This window comes from Streptomyces sp. NPDC088387, from assembly GCF_044753385.1.
Classification (GTDB): Bacteria; Actinomycetota; Actinomycetes; order Streptomycetales; family Streptomycetaceae; genus Streptomyces.
Genome location: NZ_JBIVNC010000012.1, coordinates 202,055 through 221,594 on the forward strand (window position 1 = coordinate 202,055; position 19,540 = coordinate 221,594).

Consider the following 19,540-nt stretch of genomic DNA (forward strand, 5'->3'; position numbering starts at 1 on the left):
GAGACCTCCCTCTCCCTCGTGACGCGAAGGCGTCGGACAACGAGAGGGAGGTCTTCTCATGACAGGGGCGAAGACGGCGGTCGAGTGGCTGGCATCCGTCGCACCGGATCCCGAGGCCTGCCGCTGGGAATGGGAGCGCAACCCCCTGGGGGTCGCGCTGCTGCCGGCGGGCAAGGTCTGGGACGTACTGATCCTGCCGGGCGAACTCGGCTATCCGACCCTCGATGTGCTCACCCGCATCCTCGACCGACCCGGCCCGGTCCTGGTCGACTTCGGCGACGCCCGGATGGGGTTCCTGGTGCCGCCGGGCACCGCGGCCCGCTGGCTGGGCACAGGCATCCGCACGGCCGGAGCCGGCACCTGGATCGTGGTGCCGTATCCGGGCCGGGCGACCGGCGGAGTGCGCTGGCTGGTGCCGCCGGACGGCTCGGGCACCCTCACCGATCCGGCGCTGCTCGAACTCGCGATGCACGAGGCGGCGGCGGGTCTGGCACAGGAGGGGGACGACTAGCGCGGTGACCCCGGATGCGAGAGACCTTGACAAGCGAATTGGTCTGGACCAAATTGTGGACGCTCGCTCCACCCCTCCTCTTCCCCCTGCCCGGAGGCATCCGTGGAACGCTCCCGACGCCCCAGACCGTTCGCACGCCGTGGTCTGCTCGTCCTGATCACCACCGCGGCACTCGCCGCGTCCGGTCTCTCGTCGGCCGCCCGTGCGGCCGACGCCGACCTCGCCCGCAACGGCGGCTTCGAGTCCGGCCTCGACGGCTGGACCTGTACCGCCGGCACCACAGTCAACTCACCCGTACACAGCGGCACTTCGGCACTGAGGGCCACCCCCGCCGGCAGTGACAACGCCCGCTGCTCCCAGACCGTGACGGTACGACCCGACTCGCAGTACACCCTGTCCGGCCAGGTCCAGGGCTCGTACGTCTACCTCGGCGCGAGCGGCACCGGCACCACCGACGTCTCCACCTGGACCCAGTCCGCGCCGAGCTGGCAGCAGCTCAGCACCACCTTCCGCACCGGCCCGAGCACCACCCGGGTCACCATCTACACCCACGGCTGGTACGGCACCCCCGCCTACCACGCCGACGACATCAGACTGGTCGGGCCCGCCGTGGATCCCGGTCAGCCCCCGGCCGTGCCGACCGGGCTCAGGGCCGGCACGGTCACCTCCTCCAGCGTCGCCCTGTCCTGGTCCGCGGTGACCGGCGCCACCGGCTACGCCGTCTACCGGGGCGGAGTCAAGGTCCAGACGGTGAGCGGCACTTCGACCACCGTCACCGGACTCTCCCCCTCGACGGCGTACGGCTTCCAGGTCGCCGCGGTCAACGACGCGGGGGAGTCGGCGCGTTCGGCGACCGTCACCGCCACCACCACGGCCGGCGGCGGCAACGACCCGGTCGAGCTCCCGCCGCACGCCCTGGTCGGCTACCTCCACGCCAGCTTCGCCAACGGCTCCGGCTACACCCGCATGGCCGACGTGCCCGCGAGCTGGGACGTCATCGACCTGGCCTTCGGTGAACCCACCTCGGTCACCTCCGGCGACATCCGCTTCAACCGCTGCCCGGTCACCGAGTGCCCGAACGTCGAGAGCGACGCCGAGTTCAAGGCCGCGATCCAGGCCAAGCAGGCCGCCGGAAAGAAGGTGGTGATCTCCATCGGCGGCCAGAACGGCCAGGTGCAGCTCACCACCACGGCCGCCCGCGACAAGTTCGTCTCCTCGGTCTCGGCCATCATCGACACCTACGGACTCGACGGCCTGGACATCGACTTCGAGGGCCACTCGCTCTCCCTCAACGCCAACGACACCGACTTCAAGAACCCCACCACCCCGGTGATCGTCAACCTCATCTCGGCGCTGAAGACCCTCAAGGCCAAGTACGGCGACGACTTCGTGCTGACCATGGCCCCCGAGACCTTCTTCGTCCAGCTCGGCTACCAGTACTACGGCACCGGCCAGTGGGGCGGCCAGGACCCCCGGGCGGGCGCCTACCTCCCGGTCATCCACGCCATGCGCGACGACCTCACCCTGCTGCACGTCCAGGACTACAACTCCGGCCCGATCATGGGCCTCGACAACCAGTACCACTCCATGGGCGGCGCCGACTTCCACATCGCCATGACCGACATGCTGCTCACCGGCTTCCCGGTCGCCGGCAACCAGAACAACGTCTTCCCGCCGCTGCGCCCCGACCAGATCGCCATCGGCATGCCCGCCTCGGTCAACGCGGGCAACGGTTACGTCGCCCCCGCCGAGGTCACCAAGGCCCTCGACTGCCTCACCAGGAAGACCAACTGCGGTTCCTACACCACCCACGGCACCTGGCCGTCGCTGCGCGGCCTGATGACCTGGTCGATCAACTGGGACCGCTTCTCGAACTGGGAGTTCCAGCGGACGTTCGACGGCTACTTCGGCTGAGCACCCCGACGTAGCCCATGAGCAGGGCGGCGCACAGGCACCAGCTGGCCACGACGTCCAGCGGCCAGTGGTAGCCGCGCCTGACCAGACCGTACGAGACACCGAGCACCGCGGCCGCGCAGCCGAGGACCAGTCCCCGGCGCGCGGCCGTGGTGCGCAGCCACGGCAGAAGCAGCAGGGCGGTACAGCCGTAGGCGATCGCGGCCGTCGCGGTGTGGCCGGACGGGTAGTAGCCGGTGGCCGGCGGCACCACCGGTGTCCCCGGCCGGTCGGTCAGCTCCTTGACCGGCACCACGAGCAGCGGGACCAGCGCCATCAGTACGGCCGCCCCGGCCGCCGGCAGCCACCAGCGGGCCCGCCCCGCCGACCGGGCCCGCCACGCCGCGAAGCCCGCGGCGAGCGCCAGCACGGGCACGGCCACCTGGACGTTGCCCAGGTCCGAGAGGAGTTCGGAGAAGCGGTCCGGCCGGACGAGGGCCCGGCTGAGCCGCTCGTCCAGCCCGATCAGCGGCCCGTCGGCCACCACCTGCCAGGTGATCAGCGCGAACAGCACAACGGGCACCACGGGGAGGACAAGAGGCACGCCGTACAGCTTCGCAGCCGTACGGCGTGCCTCACGCACCGGCCACGCGGGACCGGTCGCCGGTCAGAAGCCGCCCACGCAGGAGAAGCCGCCGCCCGCGCCGTAGCTGCTGTGGGACGTGCCGTGGCCCGAGCCGCGCGACGGACGGGTCGGCTCGTCGCCCGGGATCCTGTTCGGTGCCGTCCAGTGGGACGTCGTGGCCAGCGCCCACCAGTCGTCGAACGAGCCGCGCCGGTCCTCCACCGTGCACTCCCGCATCACCTTCGTGCGCGCCCGCTGGTCCCAGTGGCACCGCAGCCGCGCGGGCCTGACCTCCTTCGACAGATCCAGCAGCTGTTTCTCCAGCGCGGCGGCGGTCAGCGGCTCCTCCGAGCCGCGCACCCGGTCGCCGGACACGGTGAAGGCGGGCTGGACGTCGTGACGGTGTATCCACACCGCACGGGTGCCGCCGCGCGAGGTGAGCACCCAGCACCACAACGGCTTCGCCGCCACCGTCCGGTAGCGGCTGCCCTGCTCCTTGCGCAGGCGCTCGGCCCGCTCGGCCCGCTCCCGCGCCTCACGGGCCAACTCCTCCTGTCTGCGCCGCCGTTCGAGCCGCTCGGCGGTCCGCCGCCGCTCGATCTCCTCGATCACCGGCCGGTAGTCGCGGACCGCGGCCTCCAGCACCTCCCGGCAGTGCGCCGTGGCCCGCTCCCGGCGCTCACGGCCACCCGGCAGAAACCTGTTCCGCCAGTTCGCCCGGACCGCCTCACGCTCCCGCTCCGCCGCGACGACGATCTCCCGGAACCGCCGCGTGGCCACCAGCCACGCCATGTGCTCGTCCGGCGTCGCCCGTACCGACTCCGAGTGGTCCCACCTGACCGGCTGCCGGTCCCCACCGGTCAGCCGGGAGAACATCGCGTCGGCCGGTTCCCCGAAACTTCCGTCGAGCTGACGCACCAAACCCCGCAGAACTACGCGACCGGTCGTGGACATCACTGACTCCCTCCCGACAAGGGCATGGCCACCAGAATCGGGTCCTGGCGGCCCGCCGGGAAGAGGGCGTACCGGGGACGGAGCAGGCAGGCCCCACATGTCTGGACCAGTGGCGGCCGAAAAGCGACGGGACGCCGGCGGACGCGTTCGCGGACACGCGGAAGGGCCGGCACAAGGGGGGGTGTGTGCCGGCCCTTCATGGGCGTGCCGTCCGGGAAGACCGCCGTGAGCCGCTCGCGCGGGCTGACGGTGGCGGTCCGAGTCGGCCGTCCGGATCGGAACGTCGCGCGCCCCGGGGGGTTTGGGGCGGGCGACCGTCCGATCGTGAGGAGATCCCGGGGCCGAGGCTCCGGTTGTGTGCGCGAGGCACGACCAGGTCGAAGCTGGGGAGGCCCCGGCCTGGAACCGCTCACAGTCCCCTGCGAGCGGGTGTATCTCTCATCTGCGTAGAACCTACGGCAGGGGGTGCGGCGAGGACACCCCGATCGGCGTCCCGCCATCCACCTCGCACACGTTCTTCACACGCTCTGACCCCGGCCGCCCCGGCACGGCCTCAGATACGGGTGAAGGCCTGCTCCAGGATGTCGAGGCCCTCGTTCAGCAGATCCTCGCCGATCACCAGCGGCGGCAGGAAGCGCAGCACGTTGCCGTAGGTGCCACAGGTCAGGACCAGCAGGCCCTCGGCGTGGCAGGCCTTGGCCAGCGCGCCCGTGGCCTCGGGGTTCGGCTCCTTGGTGGTGCGGTCCTTGACCAGCTCGATCGCGATCATCGCGCCGCGGCCGCGGATCTCGCCGACGATGTCGTACTTCTCGGCCATGGCGGTGAGCCGGGCCTTCATCACGGCCTCGATGTTCTTCGCCCGGGCGTTGAGGTCCAGCTCCTTCATGGTCTCGATGGCACCGAGAGCACCGGCGCAGGCCACCGGGTTGCCGCCGTAGGTGCCGCCGAGGCCGCCGGAGTGCGGGGCGTCCATGATCTCGGCGCGACCGGTGACCGCGGCCAGCGGCAGACCGCCGGCGATGCCCTTGGCGGTGGTGATGAGGTCCGGGACGATGCCCTCGTCCTCACACGCGAACCACTGGCCGGTACGGCAGAAGCCGGACTGGATCTCGTCGGCGACGAAGACGATGCCGTTGTCGTTCGCGTACTGCACGATCTCCGGCAGGAAGCCCTTGGCCGGCTCGATGAAACCGCCCTCGCCGAGCACCGGCTCGATGATGATCGCGGCCACGTTGTCGGCGCCGACCTGCTTGTTGATCATGTCGATGGCCTGCTTGGCGGCCTCCGGCCCGGCGTTCTCGGCGCCGGTCGGCCAGCGGTAGCCGTAGGCCACCGGGACCCGGTACACCTCGGGCGCGAACGGGCCGAAGCCGTGCTTGTACGGCATGTTCTTCGCGGTCAGCGCCATCGTGAGGTTCGTCCGGCCGTGGTAGCCGTGGTCGAAGACGACGACGGCCTGCCGCTTGGTGTACGCACGGGCGATCTTGACGGCGTTCTCGACGGCCTCGGCGCCGGAGTTGAACAGCGCGGTCTTCTTGGCGTGGTCGCCCGGCGTCAGCTCCGCGAGCGCCTCGGCGACCGCCACATAGCCCTCGTACGGCGTGACCATAAAACAGGTGTGGGTGAAGTCGGCGAGCTGCGCGGCCGCCCGGCGTACGACGGCCTCGGCGGAGGCGCCCACGGAGGTCACGGCGATACCGGAACCGAAGTCGATCAGCCGGTTGCCGTCGACGTCCTCGATGATGCCGCCGCCCGCACGCGCGGCGAACACCGGCAGCACGGAGCCCACACCCTGGGCGACCGCGGCGGTACGGCGGGCCTGAAGCTCCTGCGACTTCGGGCCGGGGATGGCGGTGACGACGCGGCGCTCCTGCGGAAGTGCGGTCATGGGGGCTCCCTGATGATCTTGCGAACCGGAGATGTCCGGGTGGGCGTCTTTCGGACGCTTGTGGTCTTTTCTCGCAGGCTAGGGGCGGCGACGATACGTGGGCATGCTCCATGTGGGCGTTTTCCGTCCGGCGGGTTGTCCGCCGTGGAGTGTCGCAGGCCGCAACGCATCCGTGCGGGCCCGGCCGCGTAAGCGGTGAACTCCCTTGTCGGGGGCGTTAGATTGACCGCTGACGGTGGTCGGGACGGCTGGTCGAGGGGCGAGGTCGATGGACAGCGACGGGACGCAGGACGCGCGGGGTACGCATGCGAATCCCGTACCGCGCCCGGCGGTACCGCCCAGTGCGCCCAGTGCGCCCGGTGCGCCCGGTGCGCCCGGTGCGCCCGGTGCTTCCGGTGTGCAAGGGCCGCCGGGGGTGCCGCCCTTCCCGGCCCAGGCACCGGGCCCGTACGGCACACCGCCGCCCATGCCCCCCACCGCTCCCGCCGGCCCGCCCGGCTCGTCGGCCGTCGCCGACTGGCTCGACACGCCCCGGCCCGAGGTCCGGCCCGGGATCTGGCGGTTCGGGCACCGGCCGGCCGACCCGGACCACACACCCGAGCGGCTCGCGCCCATCACGGTCGTCGGGCTGCTGATCCCGCTCGCGGTCGCGCTGGTCCTGTGGTCGCTGTGGCGGCAGGGCGGCCTGCCCTACCAGTTCGCGCCGCTGCGGCTGTTCACACCGGACGACTGGTGGTGGGGCGGCACGATCGCCTCACCCCGCGGCATGGAGGGCAGCGAGGCCCGCGTCGTCTACGACGGTGTCTTCTTCGCCGTACTCCTCTACTCCATGGGCAGGCTCGGCAGCTGGCCCGAGGTGATCCGCCACTACATCGCGCGCCGCCCGCAGCCCGCGCGCGCCCTCCTCGCCCTGCTCGCCGCGCTCGTGGTCCTGAGCTTCGTCTTCCCGGACGCCTTCCCGCTCGTCGGCTGGGACGCGGTGCCGGTCGTCGCCCCGCTGTTCTCCCTGATCGTGCTGGTCTCCGGCGGCTACGACCTGTTCACGTCCGAGCTCTTCGTCGACAGCATGTACGGGCTCATCACCCTGCTCGTCGTCTGGCCGTTCGCCCTGATCGGCGACTGGCCCGGCCACGCCCGCACTCTGCTCGCCGCCCGCCGCGCACAGCGGGACCGGCCGGACCCCGGGCCCGTCGACCGGCCGCGCTCCCAGTGGCCCGAGCTCCGCCACGCCGGACAGCACCAGGCGGCCGACCTGCTCACCACCGAGGTCCTCACCGGCCGGATGAACGACGTGGACTGCGCCCGCGTCGACCGCGCCTGGGCCCACGCCCGGCACGACGGCACCGGCCCGGCCGCCTTCACCGACACCGTCCTCCAGCGGGCCGCGGCCGCCTGGGCCCACCCGTCCGGCGCCCGCGACCTGCCCTCCCGCACCGCCCGCCACGACCTGCTGGCCGGCCAGGTGCGCATCGGGCAGTGGGTCACCGCCGACCACACCCCGGACGCCTACCACAACGCGGGAGCCGCGCTCGGCCCCGACGTCCTCGCCACCTCGCTGCTCGTCGTCGGCCCGTCCGGCGCCGGAAAGACCCGCAGGCTGATCGAGCCGCTCGTCGAGTCGCTCGCCCTGACCGCCCTGACCGGCGCCGCGTCGGTCGTCGCGGTCTCCGCCGCCGGCACCCGGATCGGTCCGGACTCCTCCTACGACGTCGTCGTCCGCGTCGGCGACCCCGCCTCCGTGCACGACCTGGACCCCTACGCCGAGACCGACGACCCCGACGAGGCCGCCGGGATCCTCGCCGAGGCGCTCGTCGGGGACGTCGAGTCCGTCGGCAACCAGAGCGCCGCCACCGCCCTCGCCCAGCTCCTCGGCCCCTACCGGGCCGTTCACGGCCGCTTCCCCTCGCTGCCCGTGCTGCGCGAGCTCCTGGAGGGCGAGCCCGCGGCCCTCACCGCGCTGCGGGACGCGCTCGGCGGCGACGGGCACCACGTGATGCGGCGCGAACTGGAGGCGCGGATCCGGCAGAGCGGCACCGCCGCCGACGTCGGCCCCGCGCTCGCCGACCGGCTGGCGCTGCTCGACCGGCCGGTGTTCGCCGACTTCTTCGGCGGAGGCTCGGCCGCCGGCGGTGCCGGCACGGCCCGCCCGTTCTCCCTGCGGGCCGTCGCCCATCACCCGCTCCGGGTCCGCATCGACCTGCCCGAACGCGGCCACGAGGAGGCGTCCCGGCTGATCGCGCGGCTGGTCCTCGCCCAGTTCGGCGCGGTCGTCCGCGACACCCGCCGCCCGCACTTCGCCTGCCTCGTCCTCGACGACGCCACCGGCACGGTCACCGCCGAGTCCGTACGCCGTGTCCAGCGGCTGCGCTCGCAGAACGCCGGGGTGGTGCTCGCCCTGCGCACCATCGGCGACGTGCCCGAGGCCCTGCACGGGCCGCTCCTCGGGGCCGTCGGCTGCCGGATGGCGTTCTCCGGCGTGACCACCTGGGACGGCGGCCGGTTCGCGCAGGCCTGGGGCACCGAATGGGTCGAGACCCGCGAGGTCGCCAAGCACACCGTCTTCGCCGACCAGCCCATGACCCGGGCCATCCACGCCCTGCGCAAGCTCGTCACCGGCAAGGCCGTCACCACCGACGCCGTCACCGTCCGCCAGGTCGAACGCGAACGCTGGTCCGCCTCCGAACTGGCCCACGACCTGCCGCCCGGCCACGCCGTGCTCTCCCTGACGGACGTCCACGGCGAGCACGCCCCGCCGTCCCTGGTGGAGCTGCGCGGCTGACGGACCGCGCAGGCGTGCCCCGCGGTGACTTCCGGACATCCGGGAACGAATGCGCCCCGCGATCGTACGGTGAGGCAGAATCGACACAGGCCGTTCATACGCGACGGCCAAAGGATCACCGGGATCTCCGATCCCGTCCGACGATTCCCGCCGACTCGTCCCGTCGCCCCCGTCCTGCCGACCTGCCGACCTGAAGGTCCCATGCCCCCCACGCTCGCCTCGCTCGTCCACCACTCCGCGCTCAACCTGACCGTGCGGGCCGGCGGGGACCGGCTGGACGTGCCCGTCCGCTGGGCGCACACGAGCGAACTCGCCGACCCCGTCCCGTACATGGAGGGCGGCGAGCTGCTCCTGGTCACCGCGCTCAAGCTGAACGCCGAGGACCCGGACGCCATGGACCGCTATGTCCGGCGGCTGGCCGGCGCCGGGGTCGTCGGGCTCGGCTTCGCGGTCGGCGTCAACTACGAGGACATCCCCAAGGCGCTGGTCGACGCCGCCGAGCGGGAGGACCTGCCGCTCCTCGAGGTGCCGCGCCGCACGCCGTTCCTCGCGATCGTCAAGGCGGTGTCGGCGGCCATCGCCGCGGACCAGTACCGGGCGGTCACCGACGGCTTCGCCGCCCAGCGCGAACTGACCAGACAGACCCTGTCCGACGGCCCCGAGGGGCTGCTCGCCGCACTCGCCGCGCAGGTCGACGGCTGGGCCGCGCTCTACGACGCCTCCGGCGCCGTCGTCGCCCTGGCACCGGAGTGGGCGAACCGCAGGGCCGCCCGGCTGATCCCCGACGTGGAACGGCTGCGCGACCGCCCGGCCCCGGCCAGCGCCGTCGTCGGCGGCCCCGACCACGAGGACCGCGTCGAACTGCACTCCATCGGCACCGGGCGCCGGCCGCGCGCCGCCCTCGCCGTCGGCACGGCCGCCGCCCTCGGCACCGCCGAGCGCTACGCCGTGCACTCGGCGATCGCCCTGCTCACCCTCACCGCGGAACGCTCCCGCTCGCTGCACGCCGCCGAACAGCGCATCGGTACGGCCGTGCTGCGGATGCTGCTCGCGGGCGAGCCGGACCACGCGCGGGCCGTCGCCGGGGACCTCTACGGCGAGCTGCTCGACGCGCCCTTCCGGGTCCTGGTCGCCGAGGGCACGACCGCGCTCGACTCCCACACCGAGCTCCTGGAGTCCGCCGCCGCCCGCTCCGGCGAGGCGGTCCTCGTGGTCCGGGAGGGGGACCGGCTCGTGGCGCTGGCGGCGGACGGGGGAGCGGCGGTGGGGGCGTGCGCGGAGTACGCGTCCGCGGGGGAGGAGGGCGACCTGGTCGTCGGTCTGTCGGCGCCGGCCGGTCCGATGGGCGCGGGGGCCGCCTACAAGCAGGCGGAGCAGGCCCTGTCGGTGGCGCGGCGCCGGGGGCGCCTGCTGGTGGAGCACGAACAACTGGCGGCGGGTTCGGTGGTGCCGCTGCTGGCGGACGACGCGGTGCGGGCGTTCGCGGACGGGTTGCTGCGGGCGCTGCGCGAGCATGACGCGACGGGGCGGGGTGACCTGGTCGAGTCGCTCCGGGCGTGGCTCTCCCGCCACGGTCAGTGGGACGCGGCGGCGGCCGACCTCGGCGTCCACCGCCACACCCTCCGCTACCGCATGCGCCGCGTGGAGGAAATCCTGGGCCGCTCCCTCGACGACCCAGACGCCCGAATGGAACTCTGGCTGGCCCTGAAGGCAACGCCCCCGGAGTAGGGGTGCGGGTCGGGGGGCGTTGCGCACCCCGGCGCCGCCGTGGTGCCGCCGCGCCCACCCGTGCCACCCAGCGGCACGACTGCCCGCGGCTGGGTGGGGAGGGGGAGGGCGTTTACTTTAGGGGCGCGGGGAACGGCGCGAACACCCCCCACCGGTCCGCGCCCGAACGACGACCTTTTCAGGGGCGCGGGGAACTGCGCGAACACCCCCCACGCACCCGCGCCCTACGACAAACCGTCGCGCCCCCACCCCCCACCCCACCCAAACGGACAACCACCAACACCCCCGCCCACCCCTACCGTGGGAAATCCACACGCACACCCCAACCGCGGAAGGGGCCGGGGCCACATGACCTCCACCCACGCCTTCTGGCTCGCCGGCCGACAGGCCACCGGCGAGGACACCCTCGACGTCACCTCCCCGTGGGACGGCCGCACCGTAGGCACGGTCAGCCTCCCCACCGAGGCCCAGGTCGAGGAGGCCGTAGCCACCGCCCACGCCGTCCGCGAGGACTTCGCCGCCACCCCCGCCCACGTCCGCGCCGCCGCCCTCGACCACGTGAGCCGCCGCCTGGCAGCCCGTACGGACGAGATCGCGCACCTCATCTCCGCCGAGAACGGCAAGCCCCTCAAGTGGGCCAAGGGCGAGGTCGGCCGCGCCGTCTCGGTGTTCCGCTTCGCCGCCGAGGAGGCCCGCCGCTTCAACGGCGGCGACGCCCAGCGCCTCGACACGGACGCCGGCGGCCAGGGCCGCCTCGCCCTGACCCGCCGCTTCCCGAAGGGCGTCGTCCTCGGCATCGCGCCCTTCAACTTCCCGCTCAACCTGTGCGCCCACAAGATCGCCCCGGCGATCGCCGCCGGCGCCCCGATCATCCTCAAGCCGGCCCCGGCGACCCCGCTCTCCGGCCTGATCCTGGGTGAGCTGCTCGCCGAGACCGAGGGCCTCCCGGCCGGCTCCTGGTCGATCCTCCCGGTCCCGAACGACCGGATGCCGGCCCTGGTCCAGGACGAGCGCCTCCCGGTCATCTCCTTCACGGGTTCCGAGAAGGTCGGCTACGCGATCATGGACTCGGTGCCCCGCAAGCACTGCACCCTGGAGCTGGGCGGCAACGGCGCGGCCGTCGTGCTCGCCGACTACGCCTCCGAGGAGGACCTCGACTGGGCCGCGACCCGCATCGCGACTTTCTCGAACTACCAGGGCGGCCAGTCCTGCATCTCGGTCCAGCGTGTGATCGCCGACGCGTCCGTCTACGACCGGCTGCTGCCGAAGATCGTCGCCGCCGTCGAGGCCCAGGTCACCGGCGACCCCTCCGACGCCACCACCGACGTCGGCCCGCTGGTCAGCGAGGACGCCGCGAAGCGTGTGGAGTCCTGGGTCGACGAGGCGGTCCGCGCCGGCGCCCAGCTCCTCACGGGCGGCAAGCGCGACGGCGCGACCTACGCGCCGACGGTCCTCACCGACGTACCGGCGGACACCACCCTCGCCTGCGAGGAGGTCTTCGGACCGGTCATGTCGGTGCAGCGGGTGGACGGCGAGACGGCCGCGTTCGCGGCGGCCAACAACTCCAAGTACGGCCTCCAGGCAGGGGTGTTCACCCACGACGTCCAGACCGCGTTCCGCGCCCACCGCGCCCTGGAGGTCGGCGGCGTGATCATCGGCGACGTCCCGTCCTACCGCGCCGACCAGATGCCGTACGGCGGCGCCAAGCTCTCCGGCGTCGGCCGCGAGGGCGTGCGGTTCGCGATGGACGACTACACCTACGAGCGTGTCCTGGTCCTCACGGGCCTGGCCCTCTGAGGCCTGCCTCGCCAGGACCGTGGCGGACCAACGGCCGGAGCCCACTGTGCGGGGGCTCCGGCCGTCGCCGTACCACCGCCGGGCGCCGGCTGGACACGGGCACGCATTCCGTCCACATCGGCCGAACGGCCGCGCGCGGGGTGGTGGCCTCGCCCGGGATCGGGTACATACGATCGGGTAGCACCCGTCGGTAACCAAATGGACCAAGATCCCGATTCGCGGCGAGGTGAGCGTCATGTCCGCAGCCCCCACCCAGCCCACCGTCTCCGAGCGTGAGGCCCGTCAGGTGGCCGAGGCGGCTCGCGAGCAGGACTGGCGCAAGCCCAGCTTCGCCAAGGAACTCTTCCTCGGCCGGTTCCGGCTCGACCTCATCCACCCGCACCCGCTCCCGGCCGACGAGGACGCCCGGCGCGGCGAGCAGTTCCTCGCCCAGCTCCGCGAGTTCTGCGAGACCCGGATCGACTCGGCGCGGATCGAGCGCGACGCCCGTATCCCGGACGACGTCATCAGCGGGCTCAAGGAGCTCGGCGCGCTCGGCATGAAGATCGACACCAAGTACGGCGGCCTCGGCCTGACCCAGGTCTACTACAACAAGGCCCTCGCCCTGATCGGCTCGGCCAGCCCGGCACTCGGCGCACTGCTCTCCGCCCACCAGTCGATCGGCGTACCGCAGCCGCTGAAGCAGTTCGGCACGCAGGAGCAGAAGGACACCTTCCTGCCGCGCTGCGCCCGTACCGACATCTCGGCCTTCCTGCTCACCGAGCCCGACGTCGGATCCGACCCGGCCCGCCTCGCCACCACCGCCGTACGCGACGGCGACGACTACGTCCTCGACGGGGTCAAGCTCTGGACCACCAACGGTGTGGTCGCCGACCTCCTCGTCGTCATGGCCCGGGTGCCGAAGTCCGAGGGCCACAAGGGCGGCATCACCGCGTTCGTCGTCGAAGCCGGCTCCGAGGGCATCACCGTGGAGAACCGCAACGCGTTCATGGGCCTGCGCGGCCTGGAGAACGGCGTGACACGCTTCCACCAGGTGCGGGTCCCGGCCGCGAACCGGATCGGCCCCGAGGGCTCCGGCCTGAAGATCGCCCTCACCACCCTCAACACCGGCCGCCTCTCGCTGCCCGCGATGTGCGTCGGCGCCGGCAAGTGGTGTCTGAAGATCGCCCGTGAGTGGTCCGCGGCGCGTGAGCAGTGGGGCAAGCCGGTCGCGCTGCACGAGGCCGTCGGCTCGAAGATCAGCTTCATCGCGGCCACCACCTTCGCCCTGGAGGCCGTACTCGACCTGTCCTCCCAGATGGCCGACGAGGACCGCAACGACATCCGTATCGAGGCCGCCCTCGCCAAGCTCTACGGCTCCGAGATGGCCTGCCTCATGGCCGACGAACTCGTCCAGATCCGCGGCGGCCGAGGCTTCGAGACCGCCGACTCCCTCGCGGCCCGCGGCGAACGCGCGGTCCCGGCCGAACAGATCCTGCGCGACCTGCGGATCAACCGCATCTTCGAGGGCTCCACCGAGATCATGCACCTGCTGATCGCCCGCGAGGCCGTCGACGCCCACCTCTCGGTCGCCGGCGACCTCATCGACCCCGACAAGTCCCTCCAGGACAAGGCGAAGGCGGGTGCGCAGGCCGGCGTCTTCTACGCCAAGTGGCTGCCGAAACTGGTCGCGGGACCGGGCCAGATCCCGTCGTCCTACGGCGAGTTCAAGCAGGGCATCGACCTGTCGGCGCATCTGCGGTTCGTCGAACGCACCTCACGCAAGCTGGCCCGCTCCACGTTCTACGCGATGTCCCGCTGGCAGGGCCGGATGGAGACCAAGCAGGGCTTCCTGGGCCGGATCGTCGACATCGGCGCCGAACTCTTCGCGATGAGCGCGGCCTGCGTACGCGCCGAACTCCTGCGCAGCCAGGGCCACAACGGCCGCGAGGCCTACCAACTCGCCGACGTCTTCTGCCACCAGTCCCGCATCCGCGTGGAAGAGCTCTTCGGCCGCCTCTGGACCAACACCGACGCCCTCGACCACAGGGTGGTCAAGGGCGTCCTGTCCGGCGACTACACGTGGCTGGAGGAGGGCATCGTGGATCCCTCGGGAGAGGGCCCGTGGATCGCAGACGCGACCCCGGGCCCTTCCAAGGCGGAGAACGTCCACAGGCGACTTACCTAGACGACTTACCTAGCGGAAACGCCGCCTACAGCCACAACGAACCCGCGCCCAACATCGAACCGGTCAGCACCACTTGTCGCTGGGGTCCCTGGTCGTCCAGGAACACGTATCCACCTTGGACCCGTTGGCCTTGGTCAGATACGCCGTGTCACTGGTGTTGTTCCACACGTACCACCCACGATCCTGGTACTTGTTCGTGGACGTGTCGCTCCCGGACCCGGTCCGCACCCGCATCGTCTTCCCCGCCCCGATCTTCACGTTGGAGAACACGTACCGGTGGTTCGCCTTGTCCTTCAGGACCCACCCCTTCAGTGAGATCGCGGAGCGGCTGGTGTTCTTGATCTCCACCCACTCACCGTTGAGGCTGGTGTTGGACCCCCTGTCCGAGCCGGGGCTGTCGAACCAGACGTGGCGCAGGATCACACCACCGGCCGCCTCGGCCGGAGAGGCCAGCACGGTGCCGGTCAGCGCGACCGCACCCGCCAGCGCGAGCGAGGTCGTGGGCAGCGTCAGAGCAGCGCGTATGCGCATGGAGAAATCCCCCCAAGGATGTCGTCCGAAGACCTGCGACGGCCGGTGCTCCACCGGCCGCGCTTGAAGTGTTATCACACGATCTTCACCGGTACTTCACAAAGGGGGATTTCACCTCAACCGGTGACGGGAGCCGACAAGCCGGCCCCGGAGGGGAACTCCCTGTCCTGCCCGGCACCGGATGCGGCAACAATGGGGGGATGAGCGACAGTCCAGCCCTCCGAGGGCGCGGGCCGGAAACCCCGTCCGCCCCGCGACACCAAGCCGGCGGCGCCCTCGCCGACCCGCACCGCGTCTACGACCCCGTCGTCGGAGACGGTCCGAAGGACGTGGTGATCCTCGGCTCCACCGGCTCGATCGGCACCCAGGCCATCGACCTCGTGCTGCGCCACCCCGACCGCTTCCGGGTCACCGCGCTCTCCGCCAACGGCACCCGCGCGGCCCTCCTCGCCGACCAGGCCCACCTGCTGCGGGCCGGGACCGTCGCGGTCGCCCGCGAGGACGCCGTACCGGCGCTGCGCGAGGCCCTGACCGCCCGCTACGGCGCCGGCGAGCCGCTGCCCCGGATCCTCGCCGGTCCCGACGCGGCCACCGAGGTCGCCGCCTCCGCCTGCCACACCGTGCTCAACGGCATCACCGGCTCCATCGGACTCGCCCCGACCCTCGCTGCCCTGGAGGCGGGCCGCACGCTCGCGCTCGCCAACAAGGAGTCGCTCATCGTGGGCGGCCCGCTGGTCAAGGCGCTCGCCAAGCCGGGCCAGATCATCCCGGTCGACTCCGAGCACGCGGCGCTCTTCCAGGCCCTCGCCGCCGGCACCCGAGCCGACGTGCGCAAGCTGGTGGTCACCGCGTCCGGCGGCCCCTTCCGCGGCCGGAGCCGCGCCGAGCTGTCCGACGTCACCGTCGAGGACGCGCTCGCCCACCCCACCTGGGCCATGGGCCCGGTGATCACGATCAACTCCGCGACCCTCGTCAACAAGGGCCTGGAAGTCATCGAGGCACACCTGCTCTACGACATTCCCTTCGACCGCATTGAGGTCGTCGTGCACCCGCAGTCGTATGTCCACTCGATGGTTGAGTTCACCGACGGATCCACACTCGCCCAGGCGACGCCCCCCGACATGCGCGGGCCCATCGCCATCGGTCTCGGCTGGCCGGAACGCATCCCCGACGCGGCCCCCGCGTTCGACTGGAGCAAGGCCTCGACCTGGGAGTTCTTCCCCCTCGACAACGAGGCCTTCCCCTCGGTGAACCTCGCCCGGCACGTCGGCGAGCTCGCGGGCACCGCTCCGGCGGTGTTCAATGCCGCCAACGAGGAGTGTGTGGAGGCCTTCCGCAAGGGGGCCCTGCCCTTCAACGGCATCATGGAGACCGTCACGCGGGTCGTGGAGGAACACGGCGCCCCGCGTACGGGAACTTCGCTGACCGTGTCGGACGTCCTCGAAGCGGAGACCTGGGCACGCGCCCGGGCCCGGGAACTTACGGCACAGACGGCCACCGCGGAGGCGCGTGCATGACGACCCTGATGATGATCCTCGGCATAGTCGTGTTCGCGGTCGGACTCCTGATCTCGATCGCCTGGCACGAGCTCGGGCACCTCTCCACGGCCAAACTCTTCGGCATCCGCGTGCCCCAGTACATGGTGGGCTTCGGACCGACCCTCTTCTCCCGCCAGAAGGGCGACACCGAGTACGGCGTCAAGGCCATCCCCTTCGGCGGCTACATCCGCATGATCGGCATGTTCCCGCCCGGCCCCGACGGCAAGGTGGAGGCCCGCTCCACCTCCCCGTGGCGCGGCATGATCGAGGACGCCCGCTCGGCCGCCTTCGAGGAGCTCAAGCCCGGCGACGAGAACCGCCTCTTCTACACGCGCAAGCCGTGGAAGCGCGTCATCGTGATGTTCGCCGGCCCGTTCATGAACCTGATCCTGGCGGTCGCGCTCTTCCTCACCGTCCTGATGGGCTTCGGCATCTCGCAGCAGACCACCACGGTCAGCTCGGTCTCCCAGTGCGTCATCGCGCAGAGCGAGAACCGTGACACCTGCAAGGACACCGACGCGGCCTCACCCGCCGCGGCGGCCGGACTGAAGGCCGGCGACAAGATCGTCGCCTTCGGCGGGGTCCGCACGGACGACTGGAACAAGCTGTCGGACCTGATCCGCGCCAACCCCGGCGAGAAGGTCCCGGTCGTCGTCGACCGCGACGGCAAGGAGGTCACCCTCCAGGCGACCATCGCCACCAACCAGGTCGCCAAGAAGGACTCCAGCGGCCAGATCGTCGAGGGCGAGTACGTCAGCGCCGGCTTCCTCGGCTTCAGCGCGGCCACCGGCATCGTCCGGCAGGACTTCGGCGACTCGGTGGTCTGGATGGGCGACCGCGTCGGCGACGCCGTCGACTCGCTCGCCGCACTGCCCTCCAAGATCCCCGCCCTGTGGGACGCGGCCTTCGGCGACGGACCGCGCGAGGCGGACTCCCCGATGGGCGTGGTCGGCGCGGCCCGCGTCGGCGGTGAGATCTTCACCCTGGACATCCCGCCCACCCAGCAGCTGGCCATGGCCCTGATGCTGGTCGCGGGCTTCAACCTCTCCCTGTTCCTGTTCAACATGCTTCCGCTGCTGCCGCTCGACGGCGGCCACATCGCGGGCGCGCTGTGGGAGTCGCTGCGCCGGAACCTGGCCCGGGTGCTGCGCCGCCCTGACCCCGGCCCGTTCGACGTGGCGAAGCTGATGCCGGTTGCCTATGTGGTCGCCGGGATCTTCGTCTGCTTCACCGTGCTCGTCCTGATCGCGGACGTCGTCAACCCGGTCAGAATCTCCTAGTCATACGGCGTTCACGGCGGCCGGGCAGCAGGTGCTGTCCGGCCGCCATCCATTGGGTGGGTTTACCTCGGCGATGTGCTTGCCGCGCGGCGCGTGGCGTAATCTCGAGGCCTGGAGCCCGCTGCTTCACGGGACCGGATCTTGATCCACGACTTGGGGTTGCACAGCAGATGACTGCGATTTCTCTCGGCATGCCGTCCGTTCCGCTCAAGCTCGCCGAGCGCCGCGTGAGCCGGCAGATCCAGGTCGGAACGGTGGCGGTCGGCGGCGACGCCCCGGTGTCCGTGCAGTCGATGACCACGACCCGTACGTCCGACATCGGCTCCACGCTCCAGCAGATCGCCGAGCTCACCGCGTCCGGCTGCCAGATCGTGCGGGTGGCCTGTCCGACGCAGGACGACGCGGACGCCCTGTCGACCATCGCCCGTAAGTCGCAGATCCCGGTGATCGCGGACATCCACTTCCAGCCGAAGTACGTGTTCGCGGCGATCGAGGCGGGCTGTGCGGCGGTCCGGGTGAACCCGGGCAACATCAAGCAGTTCGACGACAAGGTCAAGGAGATTGCGGCGGCCGCGAAGGACCACGGCACGCCGATCCGGATCGGGGTCAACGCCGGGTCGCTGGACCGTCGGCTGCTCCAGAAGTACGGCAAGGCGACCCCCGAGGCCCTCGTCGAGTCGGCCCTGTGGGAGGCCTCGCTCTTCGAGGAGCACGGGTTCCGCGACATCAAGATCTCGGTGAAGCACAACGACCCGGTCGTGATGATCGAGGCGTACCGGCAGCTCGCCGCGCAGTCCGACTACCCCCTGCACCTCGGCGTCACCGAGGCCGGACCGGCCTTCCAGGGCACGATCAAGTCGGCCGTCGCCTTCGGTGCGCTCCTCTCCCAGGGCATCGGCGACACCATCCGCGTCTCCCTGTCGGCCCCGCCGGCCGAGGAGGTCAAGGTCGGCCTTCAGATCCTGGAGTCCCTCGGTCTCAAGGAGCGCGGCCTGGAGATCGTCTCCTGCCCGTCCTGCGGGCGCGCCCAGGTCGACGTCTACAAGCTGGCCGAGGAGGTCACCGCGGGCCTTGAGGGCATGGAGGTCCCGCTGCGCGTGGCCGTCATGGGCTGTGTGGTGAACGGTCCGGGCGAGGCCCGCGAGGCCGACCTCGGTGTCGCCTCCGGCAACGGCAAGGGGCAGATCTTCGTCAAGGGCGAGGTCATCAAGACCGTCCCCGAGTCGAAGATCGTGGAGACCCTCATCGAGGAGGCCCTGAAGCTGGCCGAGCAGATGGCGGACGCCGGCGCGGAATCCGGCGAGCCCACGGTCTCGGTGGCCGGCTGACCCAGTCCGCCCTCCAGGCCCGCGGGGCGCGACGCGAACACCCTCCCGTCCCGAGCGACGCTCACGCCACCCACCCACCCAGGGGCGCGGGGAACTGCGCGCCCAGCCCCCACGGTCCCGCACCCGACAACGATGCCCGGCAGGGGGGTGCGGGTGGGGGGCGTTGCGCAGCCCGGCGAGACGGGGTGCCGCCGCGCCCACCCTCCCCCACTCTCGGCTTCGCTCGAGCGGGGGGACCCCCATCGCCCTGCGGCACGCCTGCCCGCGGCTACGGCAACTTTTCGGCGGACGCGAGCCGCAAGGCTTTTAGGGGCGCGGGGAACTGCGCGACCAGCCCCCACCGGCCCGCGGCCGAGCGACGCCACCAGCCCCACCGGCCCGCACCCGCAAACGGAACCGCGTACCCCACCCCCGTGGGCGACATGACCGACCGGCACCGGAAAGCACGCATCACGAAAAGCGGGGCGGCAAGCCAAAGCTTCCGCAGGTACAGTGCGGAGATCGGCAGATCCCACTGTGAG

Annotated in this window: 13 protein-coding genes; 9 read left to right on the forward strand and 4 right to left on the reverse strand. The window is 71.8% G+C overall.

Going from position 1 to position 19,540, the window contains the following annotated elements; all coding sequences use genetic code 11:
• Positions 1-58 precede the first annotated feature (58 nt).
• A complete protein-coding gene (locus ACIQAC_RS29500) occupies positions 59-511 on the forward strand; it encodes a hypothetical protein (protein ID WP_402196085.1) in 453 nt (150 codons plus the stop codon).
• Between the two features lie 102 nt (positions 512-613).
• Positions 614-2,425, forward strand: coding sequence for a chitinase (locus ACIQAC_RS29505; protein ID WP_402196088.1), 1,812 nt, complete (start codon positions 614-616; stop codon positions 2,423-2,425).
• Here ACIQAC_RS29505 and ACIQAC_RS29510 read toward each other — a convergent pair.
• The 3 genes from ACIQAC_RS29510 to gabT all read right to left on the reverse strand — a co-directional run bounded on the left by ACIQAC_RS29510 (position 2,364) and on the right by gabT (position 5,871).
• The gene (locus ACIQAC_RS29510) at positions 2,364-3,017 is read right to left on the reverse strand and encodes a phosphatase PAP2 family protein (protein WP_402196236.1); all 654 of its coding nucleotides are present in this window, start codon (positions 3,015-3,017) and stop codon (positions 2,364-2,366) included. The two genes, ACIQAC_RS29505 and ACIQAC_RS29510, sit on opposite strands and share 62 nt — an antisense overlap.
• Before the next feature lie 54 nt (positions 3,018-3,071).
• Complete coding sequence (locus ACIQAC_RS29515; RefSeq protein ID WP_402196091.1) at positions 3,072-3,983, reverse strand: hypothetical protein; 912 nt, start codon at positions 3,981-3,983, stop codon at positions 3,072-3,074.
• A 553-nt stretch (positions 3,984-4,536) separates the two neighbouring features.
• Complete coding sequence (gene gabT, locus ACIQAC_RS29520) at positions 4,537-5,871, reverse strand: 4-aminobutyrate--2-oxoglutarate transaminase (protein ID WP_402196093.1); 1,335 nt, start codon at positions 5,869-5,871, stop codon at positions 4,537-4,539.
• A 268-nt stretch (positions 5,872-6,139) separates the two neighbouring features.
• On the opposite strand from gabT, the gene ACIQAC_RS29525 reads away from it, so the two are divergent.
• From ACIQAC_RS29525 to ACIQAC_RS29540, 4 genes are all read left to right on the forward strand, one after another.
• Entirely contained in the window at positions 6,140-8,650 is a 2,511-nt protein-coding gene (locus ACIQAC_RS29525) for an ATP/GTP-binding protein (RefSeq protein ID WP_402196094.1), read from the forward strand.
• Positions 8,651-8,851: 201 nt separating this feature from the next.
• On the forward strand, positions 8,852-10,378 hold the full coding sequence (locus ACIQAC_RS29530) for a PucR family transcriptional regulator (protein WP_402196097.1): 1,527 nt from the start codon (positions 8,852-8,854) through the stop codon (positions 10,376-10,378).
• Positions 10,379-10,726: 348 nt separating this feature from the next.
• Positions 10,727-12,175 carry an aldehyde dehydrogenase family protein gene (locus ACIQAC_RS29535; protein WP_402196098.1) on the forward strand — a complete coding sequence of 483 codons (1,449 nt, stop codon included), beginning with the start codon at positions 10,727-10,729 and terminating at the stop codon, positions 12,173-12,175.
• A gap of 235 nt (positions 12,176-12,410) precedes the next feature.
• Positions 12,411-14,342, forward strand: a complete 1,932-nt coding sequence (locus ACIQAC_RS29540) for an acyl-CoA dehydrogenase family protein (protein ID WP_402196101.1) — start codon at positions 12,411-12,413, stop codon at positions 14,340-14,342.
• 63 nt (positions 14,343-14,405) lie between these two features.
• On the opposite strand, the gene ACIQAC_RS29545 is transcribed toward ACIQAC_RS29540, so the two are convergent.
• Positions 14,406-14,873, reverse strand: coding sequence for a lamin tail domain-containing protein (locus ACIQAC_RS29545; RefSeq protein WP_402196104.1), 468 nt, complete (start codon positions 14,871-14,873; stop codon positions 14,406-14,408).
• 200 nt (positions 14,874-15,073) lie between these two features.
• Between ACIQAC_RS29545 and dxr the strand changes: the two genes are divergently transcribed.
• The 3 genes from dxr to ispG all read left to right on the forward strand — a co-directional run bounded on the left by dxr (position 15,074) and on the right by ispG (position 19,019).
• Positions 15,074-16,390, forward strand: coding sequence for a 1-deoxy-D-xylulose-5-phosphate reductoisomerase (gene dxr / locus ACIQAC_RS29550; RefSeq protein WP_402196106.1), 1,317 nt, complete (start codon positions 15,074-15,076; stop codon positions 16,388-16,390).
• A gap of 8 nt (positions 16,391-16,398) precedes the next feature.
• The gene (locus tag ACIQAC_RS29555; RefSeq protein WP_402196238.1) at positions 16,399-17,691 is read left to right on the forward strand and encodes a M50 family metallopeptidase; all 1,293 of its coding nucleotides are present in this window, start codon (positions 16,399-16,401) and stop codon (positions 17,689-17,691) included.
• Positions 17,692-17,861: 170 nt separating this feature from the next.
• The gene (gene ispG, locus ACIQAC_RS29560) at positions 17,862-19,019 is read left to right on the forward strand and encodes a flavodoxin-dependent (E)-4-hydroxy-3-methylbut-2-enyl-diphosphate synthase (protein ID WP_402196108.1); all 1,158 of its coding nucleotides are present in this window, start codon (positions 17,862-17,864) and stop codon (positions 19,017-19,019) included.
• Positions 19,020-19,540 lie beyond the last annotated feature (521 nt).